This is a genomic window from Streptomyces sp. NPDC043853 (assembly GCF_056436025.1).
Genome location: NZ_JBWKDJ010000017.1, coordinates 114,792 through 132,917, shown reverse-complemented (window position 1 = coordinate 132,917; position 18,126 = coordinate 114,792). Strand labels below are relative to the sequence as shown.

Here is an 18,126-nt window from a genome sequence, read left to right as displayed (position 1 = left end):
TGCAGTCCTCCGGCTCAGGTGGTTCAGTCTTGTATGACCTCCCTACCGTACGCCCCCACCGGCGGTGGCCCGTCCCGTCGCCGGGGCGGCCGGATCCCGGGGCGCGGCGCCCAGGACCCCGGTGGCCAGCAGGTACTGGGCCACGAGGTAGGTCAGCATGATCCAGAAGTCGGGGCGGGGCAGCTGGGGCCACTCGGCGACACCGGTGGCGATGAGGGTGTCGGAGAGCAGGAACAGCGCTCCGCCGAGCGCGGCCCGGACGCCGAGGGCACTCGACCGGAAGGCCATGGCGGCAAGCAGCAGGCTGTAACCGGCCACCGGGATCCGCAGCTCGGCGGGCAGGTCGGCCCAGAGCAGCGAGATCGTCCCGACGAGCGCGAGGAGGTACGCCACGCCGAGGGGCAGGGGCGCGGGCCGCTTCCCGAAGAGCACGAGGTAGCAGACGTGCCCCAGGGCGAAGGAGCTCATGCCGACGAGGAAGGCGGCGTCGGCGTCGAAGAGCAGCGCCAGGTCCCCGCCCCACCCGAAGGCGAGCGCGGCCACCAGCAGGCGGGGCGCGCCCAGGGTGAGGACGTGGGCGATGAGCAGGGGCATGAGCAGCGGCTTGAACAGCAGGTGCCCGGGGTCCCAGCCGGCCAGCAGTGAGCCGAGGTCGCCGGCGGTGGCGAGGGCGAAGCCGATCAGCGCGGCCCGGCCGATCCGGTCGCGGCGCCGGGCGGCCGCCAGTCCTGCGGGCGTACGGGCGGCGGCCCAGGAAGGGACCCGGCGGGCGGCGGCGGTCACGCGGCGCTCTCGGAGGCTGCGGGGGCGGGGGCGCCTTCGGCGGCGGGGGCGGGCTGCGGCGCGGCGGCCTGCGCGGGCTGCGGTGCGCCGGCGGGGGCGGGGGCGGGGGCGGGCTGCCAGCCGGGGCCGCGGAAGACCCGGCCGGCGCGCTCGCGCCAGGTGCGGGCGGCGCGTACGTCTCGGGCGATGGCCGCGTACTCGTGGGTGGCCACCCGCAGCGGGTTGTAGGTGTTGACGTTCTTGGTGAGCCCGTAGACCGGCCGCTCGGTCTCCCCCACCCAGGAGCCGAACATCCGGTCCCAGAGGATCAGGATCCCGCCGAAGTTGCGGTCCAGGTAGCCGCCCTGGGAGGCGTGGTGGACGCGGTGGTGGGAGGGGGTGTTGAAGACGTACTCGTATGGGCGGGGCAGCTTGCCGATGCGCTCGGTGTGGACCCAGAACTGGTAGAGGAGGTTGATGCCGTAGCAGAACGGGATCGCCGCCGGGTGCACGCCGAGCGCCACCATCGGCAGGTAGAACCACCAGGTGGTGGCGCTGGTCCAGGGCTGGCGCAGGGCGGTGGTGAGGTTGAAGTTGCGGCTGCTGTGGTGCACCACGTGGCAGGCCCACAGGATGCGGATGACGTGGTGGAGCCGGTGCTGCCAGTAGTAGAGGAAGTCCTGGACGAGCAGCATCAGCAGGGCGGTCCACCACAGGAACGGCACGCGCAGCGGGGTCAGTTCGTAGACCGCGGTGAAGACGGCGACGACCGGGATCTTCCACAGCAGGTCGAAGCCGATGCTGCCGATCCCCATGGTGAGACTGGTGGCCGCGTCCTTTTTGTCATAGCCGGCGGCATCCTCGTCGGGATGGAGCCGATAGCTCACCATCTCGATGACGGTGAGCAGGACGAAGGCGGGTATGGACCACAGCACGACATCGGGCAGGTTTGGCATGGGCGCACCTTAGGGGCGGGTTCCGGGGTGCCGCTAGGGGTTGTTACCGATCAGTATCCGTGCGGGTTACCGCGGGTACAAGGGGAGGGTGCATGACGGGGTTCGAGACGGCCGTCTTACGGGCGGCGGGAACGGCGGCGACGGCCCTGGCACGGGCGAAACTGGGCCGGGCCCCGGGCGCCGGTGTGGCGGCCGATCCGGTGCGGCCCGCACCGCCATGGCGGCGCCCGCCCGCGCTGGGCGAACCGGAGCTCCGCCGCCTCGCCGCGGCGCTGGCGGACCGGCTGGGCGAGGCGGCGTCACGCCTTCCGGAACACGAACGGCTGGCGGCACTGGACGCGGCGGCCGATGCCTTCGCCGCGCTGGGCCCGGTGGACGCCGACGCCCTCTTCGCGGCGGACCTGGACCCGGCGGCCCTGGCGGCCGGGCTGCCGGTGCCGGCGTCGGCCGGCCTGAGCGGACCGGCCGAGGCGGCCTGCCGGGACCTGATCCGGCTGTGCTGCGCGCACGCGGTGGAGTACCTGACCACCCTGCCGGGGTTCGGCGCCCGGGCGGACGTGGAGCTGGTGCGCCGGACGGGCGAGCTGGCGCGGGCAGTGGACCGGCTGGCGGACCGCCCGGACGGGGCGGCGCACGCCTTCGAGGAGCGGTACGCGGCGTACGTGGCCGAGGCCCACGGGCGCTTGCAGCTCTTCGGCCTGACGACCTCCCGAGCCCGGGAGGAATGGCCGCTGGACCTCGCCTACGTCAGCCTCAGCGTGAACGGCGAGCAGCAACTCCTGCCCGGCGAGCCGGGGATGCACCGGACGACCGTCAAGGCCGAACAGGCGCTCGGCACCGCGGACCGGGTACTGCTGCGCGGCCCGGCGGGCTCGGGCAAGAGCACCCTTCTGCAGTGGCTGGCGCTCAACGCGGCCCGGCAGGCGGACGGGGCGTGGAGCAGTTGCATGCCGTTCGTACTGCGGCTGCGGTCGTTCACCACGGCGGAGGCGCTGCCCATGCCGGAGGACTTCCTCCGCGCCTCGGGCGTACCCCTGTCGGCTCCGTCCGGCTGGGTCGAGGACCTCATGCTGAGCGGCCGGGCACTGGTCTTGGTCGACGGCGTGGACGAGGTCCCGCAACGGCTGCGCACCCGTACGGAGCACTGGCTGCGCTCGCTGGTCTCGGCCTTCCCGACGGCCCGCTACGTGGTCACCACCCGCCCCTCGGCTGTGCCGGAAGACTGGCTGGCCGGAACGGGCTTCAGTCCGCACTCGCTGCTCCCGATGGAACGGGATGACATCGGGGCGTTCGTCGCCCACTGGCACCGGGCCGCTCGTGCGGAGTGTCCGGGCGAGGACCTCGACGCGTACGAGGCATCACTCCTGGAGGCGGTGTCCGCCCGCCGGGACCTGGGCCGGCTGGCCACCAACCCCCTGATGTGCGCGCTGCTGTGCGCCCTGAACCGCGACCGGCGGATGCACCTGCCCCGGGCCCGCAAGGAGCTGTACGACGCCGCCCTGGACATGCTCCTGGTCCGGCGCGACACGGAGCGGGAGATCAGCGGGGTCGAGGGCGTCTACCTCACCCGGGACGAACAGATCCTGCTGCTCCAGCGGTTCGCCTACTGGTTGATCCGCAACGGCCAGGTCGAGGCGAGCCGGGACGAAGCCGTCGAGCTGTTGGCGGAGTGGCTGGACGCGATGCCGCAGGTGCGGGAGCAGGGCGACGCGGAGCAGGTCTTCACGCACCTGCTGATCCGCAGCGGGCTGCTGCGCGAGCCGGTGAAGGGGTCGGTGGACTTCGTCCACCGCACCTTCCAGGACTACCTGGGCGCCAAGGCGGCCGTCGAGTCGCGCGACTTCGGCGTACTGGTGAAGAACGCCCACGACGACACCTGGGACGACGTGGTCCGCATGGCCGTGGGCCATGCCCGCCCGGACGAACGCACCCGCATCCTGCGCGGCCTGCTGAAGCGGGCGGACAAGGTCAAGGGCGCCCGCAGTCGTCTGGTCCTCTTGGCAGCAGCCTGTCTGGAGCACGCGCCGGAATTGGACCCGACCGTCCGCACGGAGATCGAGAGTCGCACCAAACGACTACTGCCGCCGCAAAGCCTTTCGGACGCGGATGAGGTGGCCAAAGCCGGGGAGCTGGTGCTCGACCTACTGAGGGGTCCGGATGCTCTGGACGAGAGGGAAGCCGCAGCCACCATCCGGACCGCTGCACAAGTGGGTGGGCCACGGGCCTTGGCCGTCATCAGCCGCTTCCGGCACGAAACCCGCCTGCGCGCAACGGTCCAGCTGTCCGAAGCCTGGCAGCACTTCGACACAAACGAGTACGTGGGTGGGGTTCTGGATGGGGCCCCGCTCACGGAGGCCTTCCTCCTGGTGACCTCGCAGGAACAGGTTGATGCGCTACCGCGACTCAAGCAACTGCACTCGGTGAGTTTGGTCGGCGATCTGGGGCTACCGAAGCGGCTCACCGATCGTCGGGATGTACAGCGGATGCAGATCATCCGCAATGAATGGTTGACGAGCATCGATCCACTCGCATCCATGGACCAGCTGCACATGCTCGGCCTGCATATTTGCCCAGCCTTGTCCAACATCGACCCGATCTCAGTGCTTCCACTCCGCGAACTGCACCTTTCACGCGTGAAGGGGGGCACATCGCTGCAACCATTGGCCGCCCTCAACGCGCTGACCACGTTGTCGATCGACTTCGCGGCAGACATCACCGCAGTCCGTGAAATTCCTGGCGACGCCGACCTGAAGTCATTCCAGCTGTGGCGCAGCGCCCGCCACATCGATCTTCTCGGCCTCACGCGCTGGCCAGCCCTTACGCAGCTCACGCTCGCCGGCGACAAGCAGTTGTCCCAGCTCAAACGAGAGCCGCCACCCCTGCTCACCGTGCTGCAAGTGCTGGGACAGGCCGCGTTCGATCCGGCTTCGCTGCTCCCCTACACGGGCCTTCGGTCTCTGGACTTGAGTAAGTGCCAGTTCACCGGCAGTCTCCGCGCGCTGGCGGCTCTGCCAAACCTCACGCACCTCTTACTCTCGGAATGCACAGGTGCCATTGACCTCGCTCCCTTGGCCCGGCTCGACAATCTGGTGGTGACCGTGGGGCCGGACACAAGGGTTGAAGGAACGAGTCAGTTCCCGCCGGAGCGGCTCAGGCGAACGGATTTCTGAGCCGCCCCGGCGGGAAGACGGGGTCACCAGACCCGGACCGAGCCCCCCGGGGCGAAGGCCGGGCTGGTGGCTTCGGCCGGGACGGCCGTCAACGGCTCCGCGATCTCCGCGACCAGCGGACCGTGTTTCGCGGCCAGTGCGTCCAGGAACGGCAGGTCGAAGCCGTACACACGGGCCGCGTTGCCGCCGACCATGGCCGCGACCTCCTCCCGCGGGAGGCCCGCGTACGCGATGCGCAGGCCCTCGCGGGAGAACGGGGTGGTGCCCTCGTCGTGCGGGTAGTCGCTGCCCCACATGATCTTGTCGAGGCCGATCCGCTCCCGCAGCGGGACCTCGTGCGGACGCATGAAGCTGGCGCCGACGAAGCAGTTGTCCCGCCAGACCTCGCTCGGCCCCTTGCCCATCGCCTCCGCCAGCCCCGCGCCGAACTTGGACTCGGCGGTCGCGGCCCGCGTCGCCGCGCCCACCAGCCGGCCGTGGTAGTAGTCCAGCATCTCCAGCACGCCCGGGATCCAGCCGGAGCCCTGCTCGGTCAGGACCAGCTTGAGCGCCGGGTGGCGCCGGAAGGCGCCGCCGAAGATGAGGTGCCACAGCGCGCGGTGCGAGAACCAGGTGGTCTCCACCATGAAGACCGCGCGGGCGGCCGGTTCGTCGCCCAGCGGGGGCGACGCGGAGCCGCCGTGGTGGTTGACCGGCACGTCCAGTTCCGCGCAGACCGCCCAGATGGGGTCGTAGGCGGCGGAGTACAGCTCGGGGACGGGCGAGCCGGGCGGGACGCCGGGCAGCAGGATGCCCCCGGTCAGGCCGGCCTCGCGGGTGCGGCGGATCTCGGCGACCGCCGCGTCCACGTCGTTGAGGAGGATCTGGGCCACGCCCGCCCGGCGGCCCGGTGCGTCCGCGCAGAAGTCCGCCATCCAGCGGTTGTGCGCCTGCAGGCCGGCCCAGCGCTGCTCGTACTCGGCCCGCGTCGGCGGCTGCGCCATCAGCGAGGCCTTCGGGAAGAAGGGCGGGATGGTGTTGGGGAAGACGACCTCGGCGACGATGCCGTCCGCCTCCAGTTCCGCCAGCCGCCGCGCCGAGTTCCAGTTCCGGTCCGCCGTGTCGGCGAGGAGGTCCTCGTACGGGTTGACGTACGAGGCCGCCCAGGCGTCGAAGTCGTCGTGGTGCCTCTTCTCCAGGTAAGGCCTGTAGTCGAGCAGGTCGGCGCCCGCGTGGCAGTCCGCCGAGATGACCGTGTAGCGGTCTTCCATGGCTAGGACACCCCCATGACCGGGAAGTCGTTGCCGGTGAGCCAGTGGCGGCCCGTCTCGCGGGAGCGCGCCCAGGAGGCTTCCACCGCCGCCTGGTCGGGGCTCTGGCCCAGCTCCGCCGGGGTCGGGCCGATCCGGCGGGCCACGGGTGCGAGCTTCTCGGTGTCGAAGCCGAAGACCTCGGCCGCGGCCAGGCCCAGCATGCGGCGGGTCTCGGCGACCGGGATGTCGTGGAAGGTGTTCTTCAGCCAGGTGCGGGTGTTGGGCCAGGTGCCCTCGGGGTGCGGGAAGTCCGAGCCCCACAGGATGTTGTCCACGCCGATCTCGTACCGCTGGGCGAGCTCGCGCCGCTTGGTGTTGGTGGCGCAGACGAACACCTGCCGGTCCAGGTACTCGCTCGGCGGGCGCTTGAGCTCCGCGAACGGGGAGAGCTTCTTTCCGCCGTGGGCACCGAGGTAGAGGCGGTCCATGAACCAGAGCTGGTTGGGCAGCCACCAGCAGCCGGATTCGGCGACCCCGAACTTCAGCCCCGGGTGCCGCTCGAAGACCCCCGACCAGAGCAGGAACCACAGCGGGCGGGAGGGCCACCAGGTGACCTCGGAGACGTAGATGCCGAGGTGGTCGCCGTACTCGTGGCGGGGCGCGGCCCCCGAGTGGGTCACGATCGGCATCCCGGTCTCGGCCGCCGCCGCCCAGACCGGGTCGTAGCGCCGGTCGTGGTACGGGGCCTTGTCCACCCACATCGAGGGGATCATCAGCGCGCCGAGCCCGGACTCCTTGGCCCGGTGGATCTCGGCGACGACCTTCTCCGGTTCCCCGGTGATGGGGAGCAGGGCGACGCCGCAGTGCCGTTCGGGGTTCTGGGACACGAACTCGGCGAGCCACCGGTTGTGGGCCTGTGCACCGGCCATGCCGAGGTCGGGGTCCTGGTCTCCGGAAAGGCCGAGGCCCACCCCGAAGGGGGCGGCGGTCTGGCTGTCGACGGCGTCCGCGTCGGGGAAGACGACCTCGGCGGCGACCCCGTCGCCGTCGAGCTCCTTGAGCCGCTGGGTGGTGTCCCAGCCGCCCTTGAGGCCTTCCTCGTGATCGTGGAACCACTTCTCGGCGAAGGCCTCGTTGCGGATGCCCAGCCGGGTGGCCTCCTCCCGGCGGGCGTCCCGCTGGCCGAGGAACTCGTCGAAGGCGGCGTGGAAGCGGGAGTCGAGGTAGGGGCGGTACTGCTCGGTGGGCAGGCCCGCGTGGCAGTCGGAGGAGATGATCAGGTACGGGTCTTCGTACGTCTCGTCAGGCACGTCGGGCCCCTCAGTCGAGGATGAAGCTTTCCAGGTAGGCGGGGTTGGCGCGGTCGAGCATCGACTGCGACCGGGCGCGTATCTGCCGGTCGCTGTGCTCACTGGCCGGCAGCATCCAGAAGCGGTCGGCGCGGATGCCCTCGACCACGTGGTCGGCGACCTCTTCGACCGGGGTGAAGTTCACCTCGTGGCCGGCCTGCTTCATCGCGGCCTCGTACTGGTCGAGGCTGCGGTACGGGGTCTTGCGCGGGCGCTCCTTGGCGTACCGCTCGGGCCGGTTGCGGTGCGACTCCCACAGGCCGGTGCGCAGCATGTGCGGGCCGGGGAAGAGGACGCTCGCGCCGATCCGCGCGCCCTCGGCCTTGAGGTGGGCGTACAGCGACTCGGTCATGGTCACCACGGCGGCCTTGGTGACGGCGTAGACGGAGGCGGTGGGCAGCGGGGCGATGCCGCCGTCGCCGGAGGAGGTGTTGACGACGTGGCCGGGGGCGCCGCCCTCGATCATGCGGGGGACGAAGGCCTGGATGCCGTGGAAGACGCCCCACACGTTGACGGAGAAGGCCCACTTCCAGTCGTTGGGCTCGTGTTCCCACATCCGGCCTTCGGCGCCGGAGCCGACCCCGGCGTTGTTGCACAGCACGTGGACGGCGCCGAAGGCGTCGTACGCGGCGTCGGCGAGGGCGAGGACGCTGTCGCGTTCGGAGACGTCGACGACCCGGGCGAAGACCTCGGCGCCGTCCGCGGAGAGTTCGCCGGCGGCCTTGGCGAGGGCGCCCTCCTCGACGTCGGCGAGGACCACCTTGAGGCCCTCGGCGGCGAAGCGGCGGGCCATGGCGAGGCCGATGCCGCTGGCGGCTCCGGTGACCACGGCCACCTGTCCTGCTTCGAGCTTCATCTCACACGCTCCCCTCGGTGCTTCCCGGAGGGGGTGCGTCGTATGCCTGCTGCGGGTCGTCGTAGCGCTGGTGGACGTACGGGAGCAGGGTCTGGGCACTGACCCGTTCCACGACCCGGCCCTTCTGGTCGGTGGTCTTCTCGCCGATGGTGATCTCGACGAGGCGGCGCACCGGGAGGTCGGCGACCGGGTCGTACATGGACTCGCGGAGGACCACGTCGCCGGTGATCCGCTCCAGTTTGCGGACCTTCTCGTTGCGGGTGCAGTGGACCAGCACGGGGTCCCCGTCGAAGCCCGAACCGTCCACGGCGGGGAGGAACTTGAAGTAGAAGTCGGTCTTCTGCGCGGGGGCGGGGAGGGGGAGTTCGCTGTCGACGGCGCCGCGGACCTCCACGAAGGCGATGCCGTGCCGGGCGAGGGCGGCGGAGACGACGAGGCCCTCGCGCTCGACGGTGACCTCGCCGAGCTTCTTCGGTTCGCCGAACACCTCGCGGCCGCCGGTCAGCGCCCGCTCGTGGGTCATCGGCATGACCAGCGGGTACCAGCCGTCCACTCCTCCGTGGTGGGCGGCGACGGCCACCGATCCGGCGCCGAGCGGGTAGCCGGGCAGGTCGACCTTGCTGATGTTGACGCGGACCAGTGGCCGGCCGGTGGGCTTGAGCGGCGGCGGGAGCACGGCCGCGACCACGTCGGGGTCGGTCTCCCAGACCGCGACCACGCCCGTGGACCAGATGTCGGGGAGGGAGGAGCTCTTCTCGCGCGAGGCCGCCGTCTCGGCTTCGGTCCGCGCGCCGTACCGTACGCGTGCCATGGGTGGACCACCCTTCGTCGTCGGTTCTGTAACACAGTTACACCGACAGCCGATGAGGGGTAAAGAGGGCTGCACGCACCAGAACTGACGTTCCGACAGATTGGCGGCCACCCCATGGCGAGGAACTCGATGACCCGCGAGGAGGTACTGGAGGCGGCCGCGTCCCTGGTCAAGCAGCACGGCCCGGCAGCCCTCACGATGCGCAAGCTCGCCGCCGAACTCGGCACGGCCGTGACCTCCATCTACTGGCACGTCGGCAACCGCGAATCCCTCCTCGACGCCCTGGTGGAGCGGACCGTCCAGGACATGGGCGCGATCCTCCCCGCCGGCCGCACCCCCGCCGACCGGATCCTGTCGATGGCCCGGACCCTGCGCCGCGAACTGCGCGAGCGCCCCCACCTGATCGCGATGGTCCACGAACGCGGGCTCACCGACCGGATGTTCCTGCCCGTGCAGCAGGCCCTGGTGCACGAGGTGCATGCCGCGGGGCTGCGCGGCGCGCGGGCCGCCGACGCGGTGCGCGCGATCCAGTTCCAGATCATCGGATTCCTCCTGGTCGAGCGCAATCGCGAACGCTCCCCCGCCCAGTCCCCCGCCGAGAGCGAGCTCTGGGATCCTGCCGCCGCCCCCCACGACCCCGCGCTCGCCCGTGCGCTGGCCCGCCCGGCCGATCCGGAGCGGATCTTCCTGCTCTCCGTACGGGCCCTGGTCTCGACCCTGCTCGCGGCTCCCGGCAGATAGCGCGGGGCGCGGCTGCTCGCCCTGGTGGACGCGCTGATGGGCTCCGACCGGGTGCACCGGCCGCTCTTCCGCCGCTTCCCCTTCTCGATCCCGCGCGACACGGAGCGCTGGTACGTCGACCGGGTCTTCGCCCTGCTGCTGCAGGCGCCCGAGCAGCCGTGCGTGCTGCGTGGCGCGCGACCGGCACGGTCCACCCCGTCGCCCCCTGCGCCCACCTCGTCTGCCGTGCCTGCCGGGACGGCGCGGACTACACCGGCTGCCCGGTCTGCCACCGCCGCGTCGACCCCGCCGATCCCTTCCTGCGTCCGGACGCCCGCGGCGCCTCCAGGGCCAAGGGAGTGCCCGCGGGGCCGCTGCGGCTGCTCCGGCTCGGCACGGACCTGCCGGCCGACTGCGCTCGGGTGATCGCCTCGCTGCTCGCCCGGCAGACCCCGCTCTCGCCCGAGGACCGGGAGGACCTGGCCCTGTTGCTTCCCCGGGCACCGGCCGGCCTGGACTGGCTGCCCCAGGAGATCCCCGTCCGGGAGACCAAGGCGCTCGTACTCGGCACCCTGCTGAGCCGGTGGCAGACCCAGGATGCCGCGCGGCCGCTGCTCGCGGCGCGGCTGACCACCGCCACCGATGTGCTGCGGGTCGCGGGTCACCCTCTGGGACCTGATGGTGTGGCGCGCGGCCGCCCGCTCCCGCCAGGTGACCGTCGTGCGCCGGTCCGCCGGGCCGGGGACCGTCGACGAGCTGTGGCTGCACCGCCGCCGCCCGGACGAGGGCGTGGCCGACTTCGCCTCCAGGATCGGTGCGCTCTTGGATCCGGAGGAGCGGTGGGCGCACCGCGACGCCGACGCCGGCGCCGCCGAAGCGGCCTCCGGGAAGCGGGTGTTCCTCGCCCTGGTACACGCCGGAGCGGCCCCCCCGGGGGGCTTCGGGCACGGCGTACCGGCTGTTCCCGGGGCCGGCCGAAGTGCCCGGGTCCTTCGCCCGGGTGACCGCCGGGGAACTGGTGGGGGAACTGGGCTGAGAGGACAACCCGGCCACGGCTGTCGGTCGGGACCCGTAAGCTCTGTGACCATGCTCGACGACCGTACGACCGCAGACACGACGTGGCCGACCGCGTACCCCCAGGGGTACGCGGTCGTCGACGTGGAGACCACCGGGCTCGCTCGCGACGACCGGATAGTCTCCGCCGCCGTCTACCGGCTCGACGCGCAGGGCAATGTGGAGGACCACTGGTACACGCTGGTCAACCCGCAGCGGGACCCCGGGCCGGTGTGGATCCACGGGCTGACGAGCGAGGTGCTCGACGGCGCCCCGCTGTTCGGTGAGATCGCCGAGGAGTTCGCCGGCCGGCTGGCGGACCGGGTGCTGGTCGCCCACAACGCCATCTTCGACTGGCAGATGATCGCCCGGGAGTACGCGCGCGCCGAATCGGCCGCGCCGGTCCGCCAGCGGCTCTGCACCATCGCCCTGTCGAAGGAGCTGAACCTGCCGCTCCCCAACCACAAGCTGGAATCGCTCGCCGCCCACTACGGGGTGGTGCAGCAGCGCGCGCACCACGCGCTCGACGACGCCCGGGTGCTGGCGGAGGCGTTCCGCCCGTCGCTGCACGCGGCCGCGCGCGACGGCGTACGGCTGCCGCTGCTGGAATGCCGGCCGCTGACGGAGTGGACGGACGCGCCGCCGGCGCCCCGGGTCGGCTACCAGGCGGGGTACGCGGCGGGCCGCAACAGCTGGCGGCCCTCCCGGAAGCGGCCGCTGTGCCCGTACCCGAACCCGGGGCGGTTCACCGACGGCAGCCCGCTCAAGCAGGGCATGCGGATCGCCTTCTCGGGTGACACCTCGGTGGACCGGGAGCTGCTGGAGGACCGGGCGGTCGAGGCCGGTCTGCACGTGGCGACGAGCGTGTCCCGGCTGACCAGCCTGCTGGTGACCAACGACCCCGACTCGGCCACCTCGAAGGTGGTCAAGGCGCAGGCGTACGGCACACCGGTGGTCGACGAGGCCGCCTTCACCCAGCTGCTTCGGGACGTGGCTCCGGCAGACGGGTGAGCCGCGGCCGACTCGCCCGGCGCCCGCTGGCCCGCCGGGGCCCGCGGTCCCACTCTGTGGCGCATGGCACGTTGTGAGGTCTGCGGAAACGACTACGGCATGTCCTTCGAGGTGCACGCGCAGGGCGCGGTGCACGTCTTCGACTGCTTCTCCTGCGCGATCCACCGGATGGCGCCCATCTGCGAGCACTGCCGGGTCCAGATCATCGGACAGGGCGTCGAGGTCGAGGGCTCCTGGTACTGCGGGGCGCACTGCGCCCGCTCGGAAGGGAAGGTGGGCATCGTCGACCGCGTCTGACCCCGTACGCGACCCGCGCGCGGGACGGGCTCCCGGGCCCGCGCGCGGAACGGGTCCCGGCCCCGCGCGCAGCCGTCCCCGGCGCTGGGGGTACCGTCGAGGGCGTGTACCGCTTCGTGCTGACCCGGCAGTGGGTGTGCCTCACCCTCGTCGCCCTCGTCCTCATCCCCACGATGGTCAAGCTGGGATTCTGGCAGTTCCACCGCCACGAGCACCGGGTCGCACAGAACGAACTGATCGCGGCGAACCTGGACGCCGCGCCCGCCCCGGTGACCGGGCTCACCTCCCCCGGGCACGAGGTTCCGCGCCGGGACTACTGGCGGGCCGTCACCGCCACCGGCACGTACGACGCCGCGCACGAGGTCGTGGTCCGGATGCGGACCTCGAACGACGACAAGGTCGGCTTCCACGTACTGACGCCGCTCCTCCTCGCGGACGGCCGGGCGGTCCTGGTGAACCGGGGCTGGGTGGCCGGCGGCGACGATCCGCGCGCCTATCCCCCGGTGCCGGCCCCGCCGGCCGGGCAGGTCACCGTCACCGGACGGCTCAAGGCGGACGAGACCAGCGGCGGCAGCGGCATCAAGGACCGCAAGGGCCTGCCGGACCGCCAGGTGATGCTGATCAACAGCGAGCAGCAGGCACGGACCCTGGGCCGGCCGGTGCTCGGCGGGTACCTCGAGCTGACCGGGCCGGTCCCGGCGGACGGCAGCCCGGAGCCGGTGGCCGCCCCGGACCACGACTCCATCGGCGCCCACATGGCGTACGCGGTGCAGTGGTGGCTGTTCGCGGCGGGCGTGCCGGTGGGGTGGCTGGTGCTGGTGCGCCGGGAGAAGCGCGACCGGGAGGCCGCGGCGGCGCAGCCCGCCGCGGAGAGCGGAGCCCCGCCCGTTAGCGTGTAGGGCATGGATCTTGGACTGAAGGACCGTGTCTACGTCGTCACCGGTGCGACCCGGGGGCTGGGTTACGCCTCCGCGCGCGAACTGACCGCCGACGGGGCGAAGGTGGTGCTGAGCGGCCGGGACCCCGGGCGCGTGGCCGGGGCCGCGGAGCGGCTGGGCCCGAACGCGGTGGGCGTGGCGGCGGACAACGCCGACCCGGCGGCGGCCCGGCGGCTGATCGGGGCCGCGCGGGAGCACTTCGGGCGGTTCGACGGCGTGCTGGTGAGCGTGGGCGGCCCGGCGCCGGGCTTCGCCGCGGACAGCACGGACGAGCAGTGGGCGGCGGCCTTCGAGTCGGTGTTCCTCGGGGCGGTCCGGCTGGCCCGTGAGGCGGCCGCCGAACTGGGCGAGGGCGGGGTCATCGGCTTCGTGCTGTCCGGGTCGGTGCACGAGCCGATCCCCGGGCTGACGATCTCGAACGGGCTGCGCCCGGGGCTGGCGGGCTTCGCCAAGTCCCTGGCGGACGAGTTGGGGCCGCGGGGGATCCGGGTGGTCGGCCTGCTGCCGGCCCGGATCGACACGGACCGCGTCCGGGAACTGGACTCGCTGTCGGGTGACGCGGAGGCGGCCCGCGCCGCGAACGAGTCCCGCATTCCGCTGCGCCGCTACGGCACCCCCGAGGAGTTCGGCCGTACGGCGGCGTTCCTGCTCTCGCCGGCGGCCTCGTACCTCACCGGCGTGATGCTCCCGGTGGACGGCGGCGCCCGGCACGGCTTCTAGGGCGCGCGGCAGGACGGCGGGCGCGCCGGGGCGGCGTACGGCACCCGGCCGGAGGGAGTTCCGGCGCCGGGGCCGTGCGCCGCAGGGCGTACCCGCGGGATCAGTCGGCGAGTCCCGCGAGGTCCCGGAGCCGACGTGCCTGTGCGGCGCGTTCGGCGGTGCGCTGCTCGTCGTAGCCGCGGCCGGCCGCGCCCCGGAGCAGGGCCTTGGTCTCGATCACGGCCTCACGCGGGGCTGCCAGCAGGGCCGCGGTGAGGTCGCGCACGGCGGAGTCGAGCTCGCTGCCGGGGACGGCCAGGTTGGCCAGGCCGATGCGTTCGGCCTCCTCCGCGTGGACGAAGCGGCCGGTGGCGCAGATCTCCAGGGCGCGCGCGTATCCCACGAGGGCGGTCAGCGGCTGGGTGCCGCCGAGGTCGGGGACCAGGCCCAGGCTGGTCTCGCGCATGGCGAACTGCACGTCGTCGGCGACCACGCGCAGGTCGCAGGCGAGCGCGAGCTGGAAGCCGGCGCCGATGGCATGGCCCTGGACGGCGGCGATGCTGATGAGGTCGTTCCGCCGCCACCAGGTGAACGCCTCCTGGTATTCCGCGATGGTGGCGTCCAGCTGTTCATCGGAACCGCGTGCCAGGTCGAGGAAGGACGGCTCCCCCTCGAACCCTTCGGGGGTGAATGCCTGCCGGTCCAGGCCCGCGGAGAAGGACTTGCCCTCGCCGCGCAGGACGACGACCCGGACGGTGCCCGGCAGCGACCGACCGGCCTCCGTCAACGCCCGCCAGAGCGCGGGAGATTGAGCGTTTCGCTTGGCCGGATTGGTCAGCGTCACCGTGGCGATCGTGTCGTCGACGGTGAGCCGTACGCCGTCCTTGTCGAACAGGTCCATCTGGGCCTCCGGGTGGGTACTGTGCAGCCTCCGCTAAGTGACTGCACAGTAACCACCCAGTCGACCCAGTGGCCGACCGGGGGTCACTGGTTGCTTGTTGCCTCGGCTTTCCGCGGTCCCGGCCCGGTGTCAGGCCGCGGCCGCCTTCTTGCCGCGGGTCGCACCGCCGCGGCCGCGCAGTGTGACTCCGGACTCGCTGAGCATCCGGTGCACGAACCCGTACGACCGGCCGGTCTCCTCGGCCAGCGCCCGGATGCTCGCACCGGAGTCGTACTTCTTCTTCAGGTCTGCCGCGAGCTTGTCGCGCGCGGCGCCGGTCACCCGGCTGCCCTTCTTCAGAGTCTCGGCCACCCGTGCCTCCTCATGGGAAGTGCGCTCTGGACTTCTCATGATCACCCCTCCCGGGCCTCCTGGCCACCCATTCAGCAAGGTCCGTACGTCGGCATTTCCCGCGGAGTGGACGCCCGAGCAGAACGGAATCTTCTCTTCCGCTGCATGACCTCTGTCACATTCTCCGGGGGCAGGAATAAATCTCCAGGTCAGGACGCCACCGCCGGAAACGGAGAACCCCGGCCGGGCACCGGGGGGTGCGCGACCGGGGTACCGGGACCGCGGGCGAGGGTACGAGACCGTCTCACTCAGATGATGGATCAGCAGTGAGCCGAATGATCCAGAAGCAATTGGATCAGCGGGACGGGCCGGCCCGGACCGGGCCTCAGGCGAGGGCGACCAGGTCCCGGTAGTCGGGACCCCACAGGTCCTCGACCCCGTCCGGGAGCAGGATGATCCGCTCCGGCTCCAGCGCCTCCACGGCGCCCTCGTCGTGCGTGACGAGGATGACGGCGCCCTTGTAGGTGCGCAGCGCGCCGAGGATCTCCTCGCGGCTGGCCGGGTCGAGGTTGTTGGTGGGCTCGTCGAGGAGCAGCACGTTCGCCGAGGAGACCACCAGGGTGGCCAGGGCGAGCCGGGTCTTCTCGCCGCCGGAGAGCACCCCGGCCGGCTTGTCCACGTCGTCGCCGGAGAACAGGAAGGAGCCCAGCACCTTGCGGACCTGGACCAGGTCCAGGTCGGGCGCCGAGGAGCGCATGTTCTCCAGGACCGTGCGGTCCGGGTCCAGGGTCTCGTGCTCCTGGGCGTAGTAGCCGAGCTTGAGGCCGTGGCCGGGGGTGACCTCGCCGGTGTCGGGCTTCTCGGCGCCGGCCAGCAGGCGCAGCAGCGTGGTCTTGCCGGCACCGTTGAGGCCGAGGATGACGACCCGGGAGCCCTTGTCGATGGCCAGGTCGACGTCGGTGAAGATCTCCAGCGAGCCGTAGGACTTGGACAGGCCCTCCGCGGTGAGCGGGGTCTTGCCGCAGGGCGCGGGATCCGGGAAACGGAGCTTGGCGACCTTGTCGGAGACCCGTACCGCCTCCAGGCCCGACAGCAGCCGGTCGGCGCGCTTGGCCATGTTCTGCGCGGCGACCGTCTTGGTGGCCTTGGCGCGCATCTTGTCGGCCTGCGCGTTGAGGGCCGCGGCCTTCTTCTCGGCGTTCTGGCGCTCGCGCTTGCGGCGCTTCTCGTCGGCCTCGCGCTGCTGCTGGTAGAGCTTCCAGCCCATGTTGTAGACGTCGATGACCGAGCGGTTGGCGTCCAGGTAGAAGACCTTGTTCACGACGGTCTCGACCAGGTCGACGTCGTGGGAGATCACGATGAAGCCGCCGCGGTAGGTCTTGAGGTAGTCGCGCAGCCAGACGATCGAGTCGGCGTCGAGGTGGTTGGTGGGCTCGTCGAGGAGCAGGGTGTCGGCGTCCGAGAAGAGGATCCGGGAGAGCTCGACGCGGCGGCGCTGACCGCCGGAGAGGGTGTGCAGGGGCTGGCCGAGGACCCGGTCGGGCAGGCCGAGGGCGGCCGCGATGGTGGCGGCCTCCGCCTCGGCGGCGTACCCGCCCTTGGTCAGGAACTCGGTCTCCTGGCGCTCGTACTGCTTGAGGGCCTTGTCCCGGGTGGCGCCGGATCCGTTGGCGATGCGGTCCTCGTTGGCCCGCATCTTCTTGATCAGTACGTCGAGGCCGCGCGCGGAGAGGATCCGGTCGCGGGCCAGGACGTCGAGGTCGCCGGTGCGGGGGTCCTGCGGGAGGTAGCCGACCTCACCGGACCGGGCGATGGCGCCGGCGGCGGGCTGGCCCTCGCCGGCCAGGCACTTGGTGAGGGTGGTCTTGCCCGCGCCGTTGCGGCCGACCAGGCCGATGCGGTCGCCCTTGGCGACTCGGAAGGACGCGTTCTCGATGAGGATGCGGGCGCCGGCGCGCAGCTCGATGCCGGAGGCGGTGATCACGGAAATACTCCAGGGCGGTGGGGACGGCGGAAGGGGGGCGGTACGCGAGGCTTCGACGCCGCTAATCCGCGAGGAGATTTGCCATGGGATTCATTCTACCGGTGGCGCGCAACTACTTTTCGGGCCGCCGGTCGGCCGGGGGCTTGATCCGGCCCTGCTCGCCCAGGGGTACGGTCCGCAGGTTCCACGGGACGTCGGGGTCGGCGCAGTCCTGGGCGAGCAGCAGCAGCCGGTCGACGGCCGGCGGGGCCTCGCCGGGGCGGAAGGCGCAGCCCTTGCGGGCGGTGACGATCCAGCGCAGGTCGCCGTCCTCGGCGCGGTAGCCGAGGGCCCGTCCGGGGGTGACCACGACCAGCATCCGTCCGTCGGGGCCCAGGGAGGCCAGGCTGCCGTCCGTGCCGGCGCCGGGGGCGGAGCGGTGCCAGCGGACCACGGGGGTGCCGGTGCCGGCCTGCCGGACGGTGTCGGTGACCATTCCGTCGTCCCAGAGGGTGAAGGCGTGGCCGGGGGCGGAACGGACGGCGACCGGGTGACGGCCCTCCCTCGCATAGGTCCAGGCGGGCCGGTCGCTGCCGGGCGCGTGGGCGCGCACCGCGTCGCGGTCGAGTGCCAGCCGGTACGCGGGCTCGGGGTGCGCCGGCCCGACCGCGGCGCCGGCCGGGCCGGCGGCGGGGTCCCGGGTGGTGAGCCGGTCGCCGTAGGGCGTGGCGGGGCTCAGCGCGGCGAGGCCGACGGCCAGGACCGCGAGGAGGGCGGTAACGGCGGGCAGGGCGGGCGGGCGGCGGGTCCGCGGGGCGCGCGGCGGGGCTGTCGCGGGGGCGGGGGCGGTGGCGCCCTCGGGGCCGGCCGGGGCGTCGGCGTCCGCGGGGGCGTCCGTGCCCGCGGACGCCCCCGTGCCCATGGCGGCGTCCGCGCTCGTGGCGGCGTCCGCGCTCGTGGCGGCGTCCGCGCTCGTGGCGGCGTCCGCGCCTTCGGCGGATGCCCGGCCCGGTCCGGACGGGTCGTCGGCCGGCGCCTGGTCGGGTCCGGGCGTGGCCGGCGAAGTGGTCATGCGGAG

Annotated in this window: 17 protein-coding genes; 7 read left to right on the top strand and 10 right to left on the bottom strand. The window is 72.4% G+C overall.

Features of this window, described 5'->3' with window-relative positions:
* Positions 1-42 precede the first annotated feature (42 nt).
* Together AC067U_RS32760 and AC067U_RS32755 are read right to left on the bottom strand one after the other, a co-directional pair.
* On the bottom strand, positions 43-726 hold the full coding sequence (locus tag AC067U_RS32760; protein ID WP_478833498.1) for a lysoplasmalogenase: 684 nt from the start codon (positions 724-726) through the stop codon (positions 43-45).
* 53 nt (positions 727-779) lie between these two features.
* Positions 780-1,718 carry a sterol desaturase family protein gene (locus AC067U_RS32755; RefSeq protein WP_478833450.1) on the bottom strand — a complete coding sequence of 313 codons (939 nt, stop codon included), beginning with the start codon at positions 1,716-1,718 and terminating at the stop codon, positions 780-782.
* Positions 1,719-1,810: 92 nt separating this feature from the next.
* On the opposite strand from AC067U_RS32755, the gene AC067U_RS32750 reads away from it, so the two are divergent.
* Entirely contained in the window at positions 1,811-4,888 is a 3,078-nt protein-coding gene (locus AC067U_RS32750; RefSeq protein ID WP_478833449.1) for an NACHT domain-containing protein, read from the top strand.
* 23 nt (positions 4,889-4,911) lie between these two features.
* Here AC067U_RS32750 and AC067U_RS32745 read toward each other — a convergent pair whose 3' ends face one another.
* Genes AC067U_RS32745 through AC067U_RS32730 form a run of 4 tightly spaced genes read right to left on the bottom strand, consistent with a single transcriptional unit; the run spans position 4,912 to position 9,136 of the window.
* Positions 4,912-6,138, bottom strand: a complete 1,227-nt coding sequence (locus AC067U_RS32745; protein WP_478833448.1) for an amidohydrolase family protein — start codon at positions 6,136-6,138, stop codon at positions 4,912-4,914.
* 2 nt (positions 6,139-6,140) lie between these two features.
* Entirely contained in the window at positions 6,141-7,430 is a 1,290-nt protein-coding gene (locus tag AC067U_RS32740; protein WP_478833447.1) for an amidohydrolase family protein, read from the bottom strand.
* A gap of 10 nt (positions 7,431-7,440) precedes the next feature.
* Positions 7,441-8,325: an SDR family NAD(P)-dependent oxidoreductase gene (locus AC067U_RS32735; RefSeq protein ID WP_478833446.1), complete on the bottom strand. Its 885-nt coding sequence runs from the start codon at positions 8,323-8,325 to the stop codon at positions 7,441-7,443.
* A 1-nt stretch (position 8,326) separates the two neighbouring features.
* Entirely contained in the window at positions 8,327-9,136 is an 810-nt protein-coding gene (locus AC067U_RS32730) for an acetoacetate decarboxylase family protein (protein ID WP_478833445.1), read from the bottom strand.
* A 114-nt stretch (positions 9,137-9,250) separates the two neighbouring features.
* Here AC067U_RS32730 and AC067U_RS32725 point away from each other — a divergent pair, with 114 nt between their 5' ends.
* The 6 genes from AC067U_RS32725 to AC067U_RS32700 all read left to right on the top strand — a co-directional run bounded on the left by AC067U_RS32725 (position 9,251) and on the right by AC067U_RS32700 (position 13,875).
* The gene (locus AC067U_RS32725; RefSeq protein ID WP_478833444.1) at positions 9,251-9,877 is read left to right on the top strand and encodes a TetR/AcrR family transcriptional regulator; all 627 of its coding nucleotides are present in this window, start codon (positions 9,251-9,253) and stop codon (positions 9,875-9,877) included.
* A 158-nt stretch (positions 9,878-10,035) separates the two neighbouring features.
* Positions 10,036-10,860, top strand: coding sequence for an RING finger family 4 domain-containing protein (locus AC067U_RS32720; RefSeq protein ID WP_478833443.1), 825 nt, complete (start codon positions 10,036-10,038; stop codon positions 10,858-10,860).
* A 76-nt stretch (positions 10,861-10,936) separates the two neighbouring features.
* Positions 10,937-11,920 carry a DEDDh family exonuclease gene (locus AC067U_RS32715; RefSeq protein WP_478833442.1) on the top strand — a complete coding sequence of 328 codons (984 nt, stop codon included), beginning with the start codon at positions 10,937-10,939 and terminating at the stop codon, positions 11,918-11,920.
* 63 nt (positions 11,921-11,983) lie between these two features.
* Entirely contained in the window at positions 11,984-12,217 is a 234-nt protein-coding gene (locus tag AC067U_RS32710; RefSeq protein ID WP_365112359.1) for a hypothetical protein, read from the top strand.
* Between the two features lie 104 nt (positions 12,218-12,321).
* Positions 12,322-13,116, top strand: coding sequence for an SURF1 family cytochrome oxidase biogenesis protein (locus AC067U_RS32705; protein WP_478833441.1), 795 nt, complete (start codon positions 12,322-12,324; stop codon positions 13,114-13,116).
* Positions 13,117-13,119: 3 nt separating this feature from the next.
* Positions 13,120-13,875, top strand: a complete 756-nt coding sequence (locus tag AC067U_RS32700) for an SDR family oxidoreductase (protein WP_478833440.1) — start codon at positions 13,120-13,122, stop codon at positions 13,873-13,875.
* A gap of 100 nt (positions 13,876-13,975) precedes the next feature.
* On the opposite strand, the gene AC067U_RS32695 is transcribed toward AC067U_RS32700, so the two are convergent.
* From AC067U_RS32695 to AC067U_RS32680, 4 genes are all read right to left on the bottom strand, one after another.
* Positions 13,976-14,755 carry an enoyl-CoA hydratase/isomerase family protein gene (locus AC067U_RS32695; RefSeq protein ID WP_478833439.1) on the bottom strand — a complete coding sequence of 260 codons (780 nt, stop codon included), beginning with the start codon at positions 14,753-14,755 and terminating at the stop codon, positions 13,976-13,978.
* A gap of 129 nt (positions 14,756-14,884) precedes the next feature.
* The gene (locus tag AC067U_RS32690) at positions 14,885-15,106 is read right to left on the bottom strand and encodes a helix-turn-helix domain-containing protein (RefSeq protein ID WP_007263382.1); all 222 of its coding nucleotides are present in this window, start codon (positions 15,104-15,106) and stop codon (positions 14,885-14,887) included.
* A gap of 364 nt (positions 15,107-15,470) precedes the next feature.
* Positions 15,471-17,069 (bottom strand): ABC-F family ATP-binding cassette domain-containing protein, encoded by a 1,599-nt coding sequence (locus tag AC067U_RS32685; RefSeq protein WP_478833438.1) that lies wholly within the window; start codon positions 17,067-17,069, stop codon positions 15,471-15,473.
* 112 nt (positions 17,070-17,181) lie between these two features.
* Positions 17,182-18,120: a hypothetical protein gene (locus AC067U_RS32680; RefSeq protein ID WP_478833437.1), complete on the bottom strand. Its 939-nt coding sequence runs from the start codon at positions 18,118-18,120 to the stop codon at positions 17,182-17,184.
* Positions 18,121-18,126 lie beyond the last annotated feature (6 nt).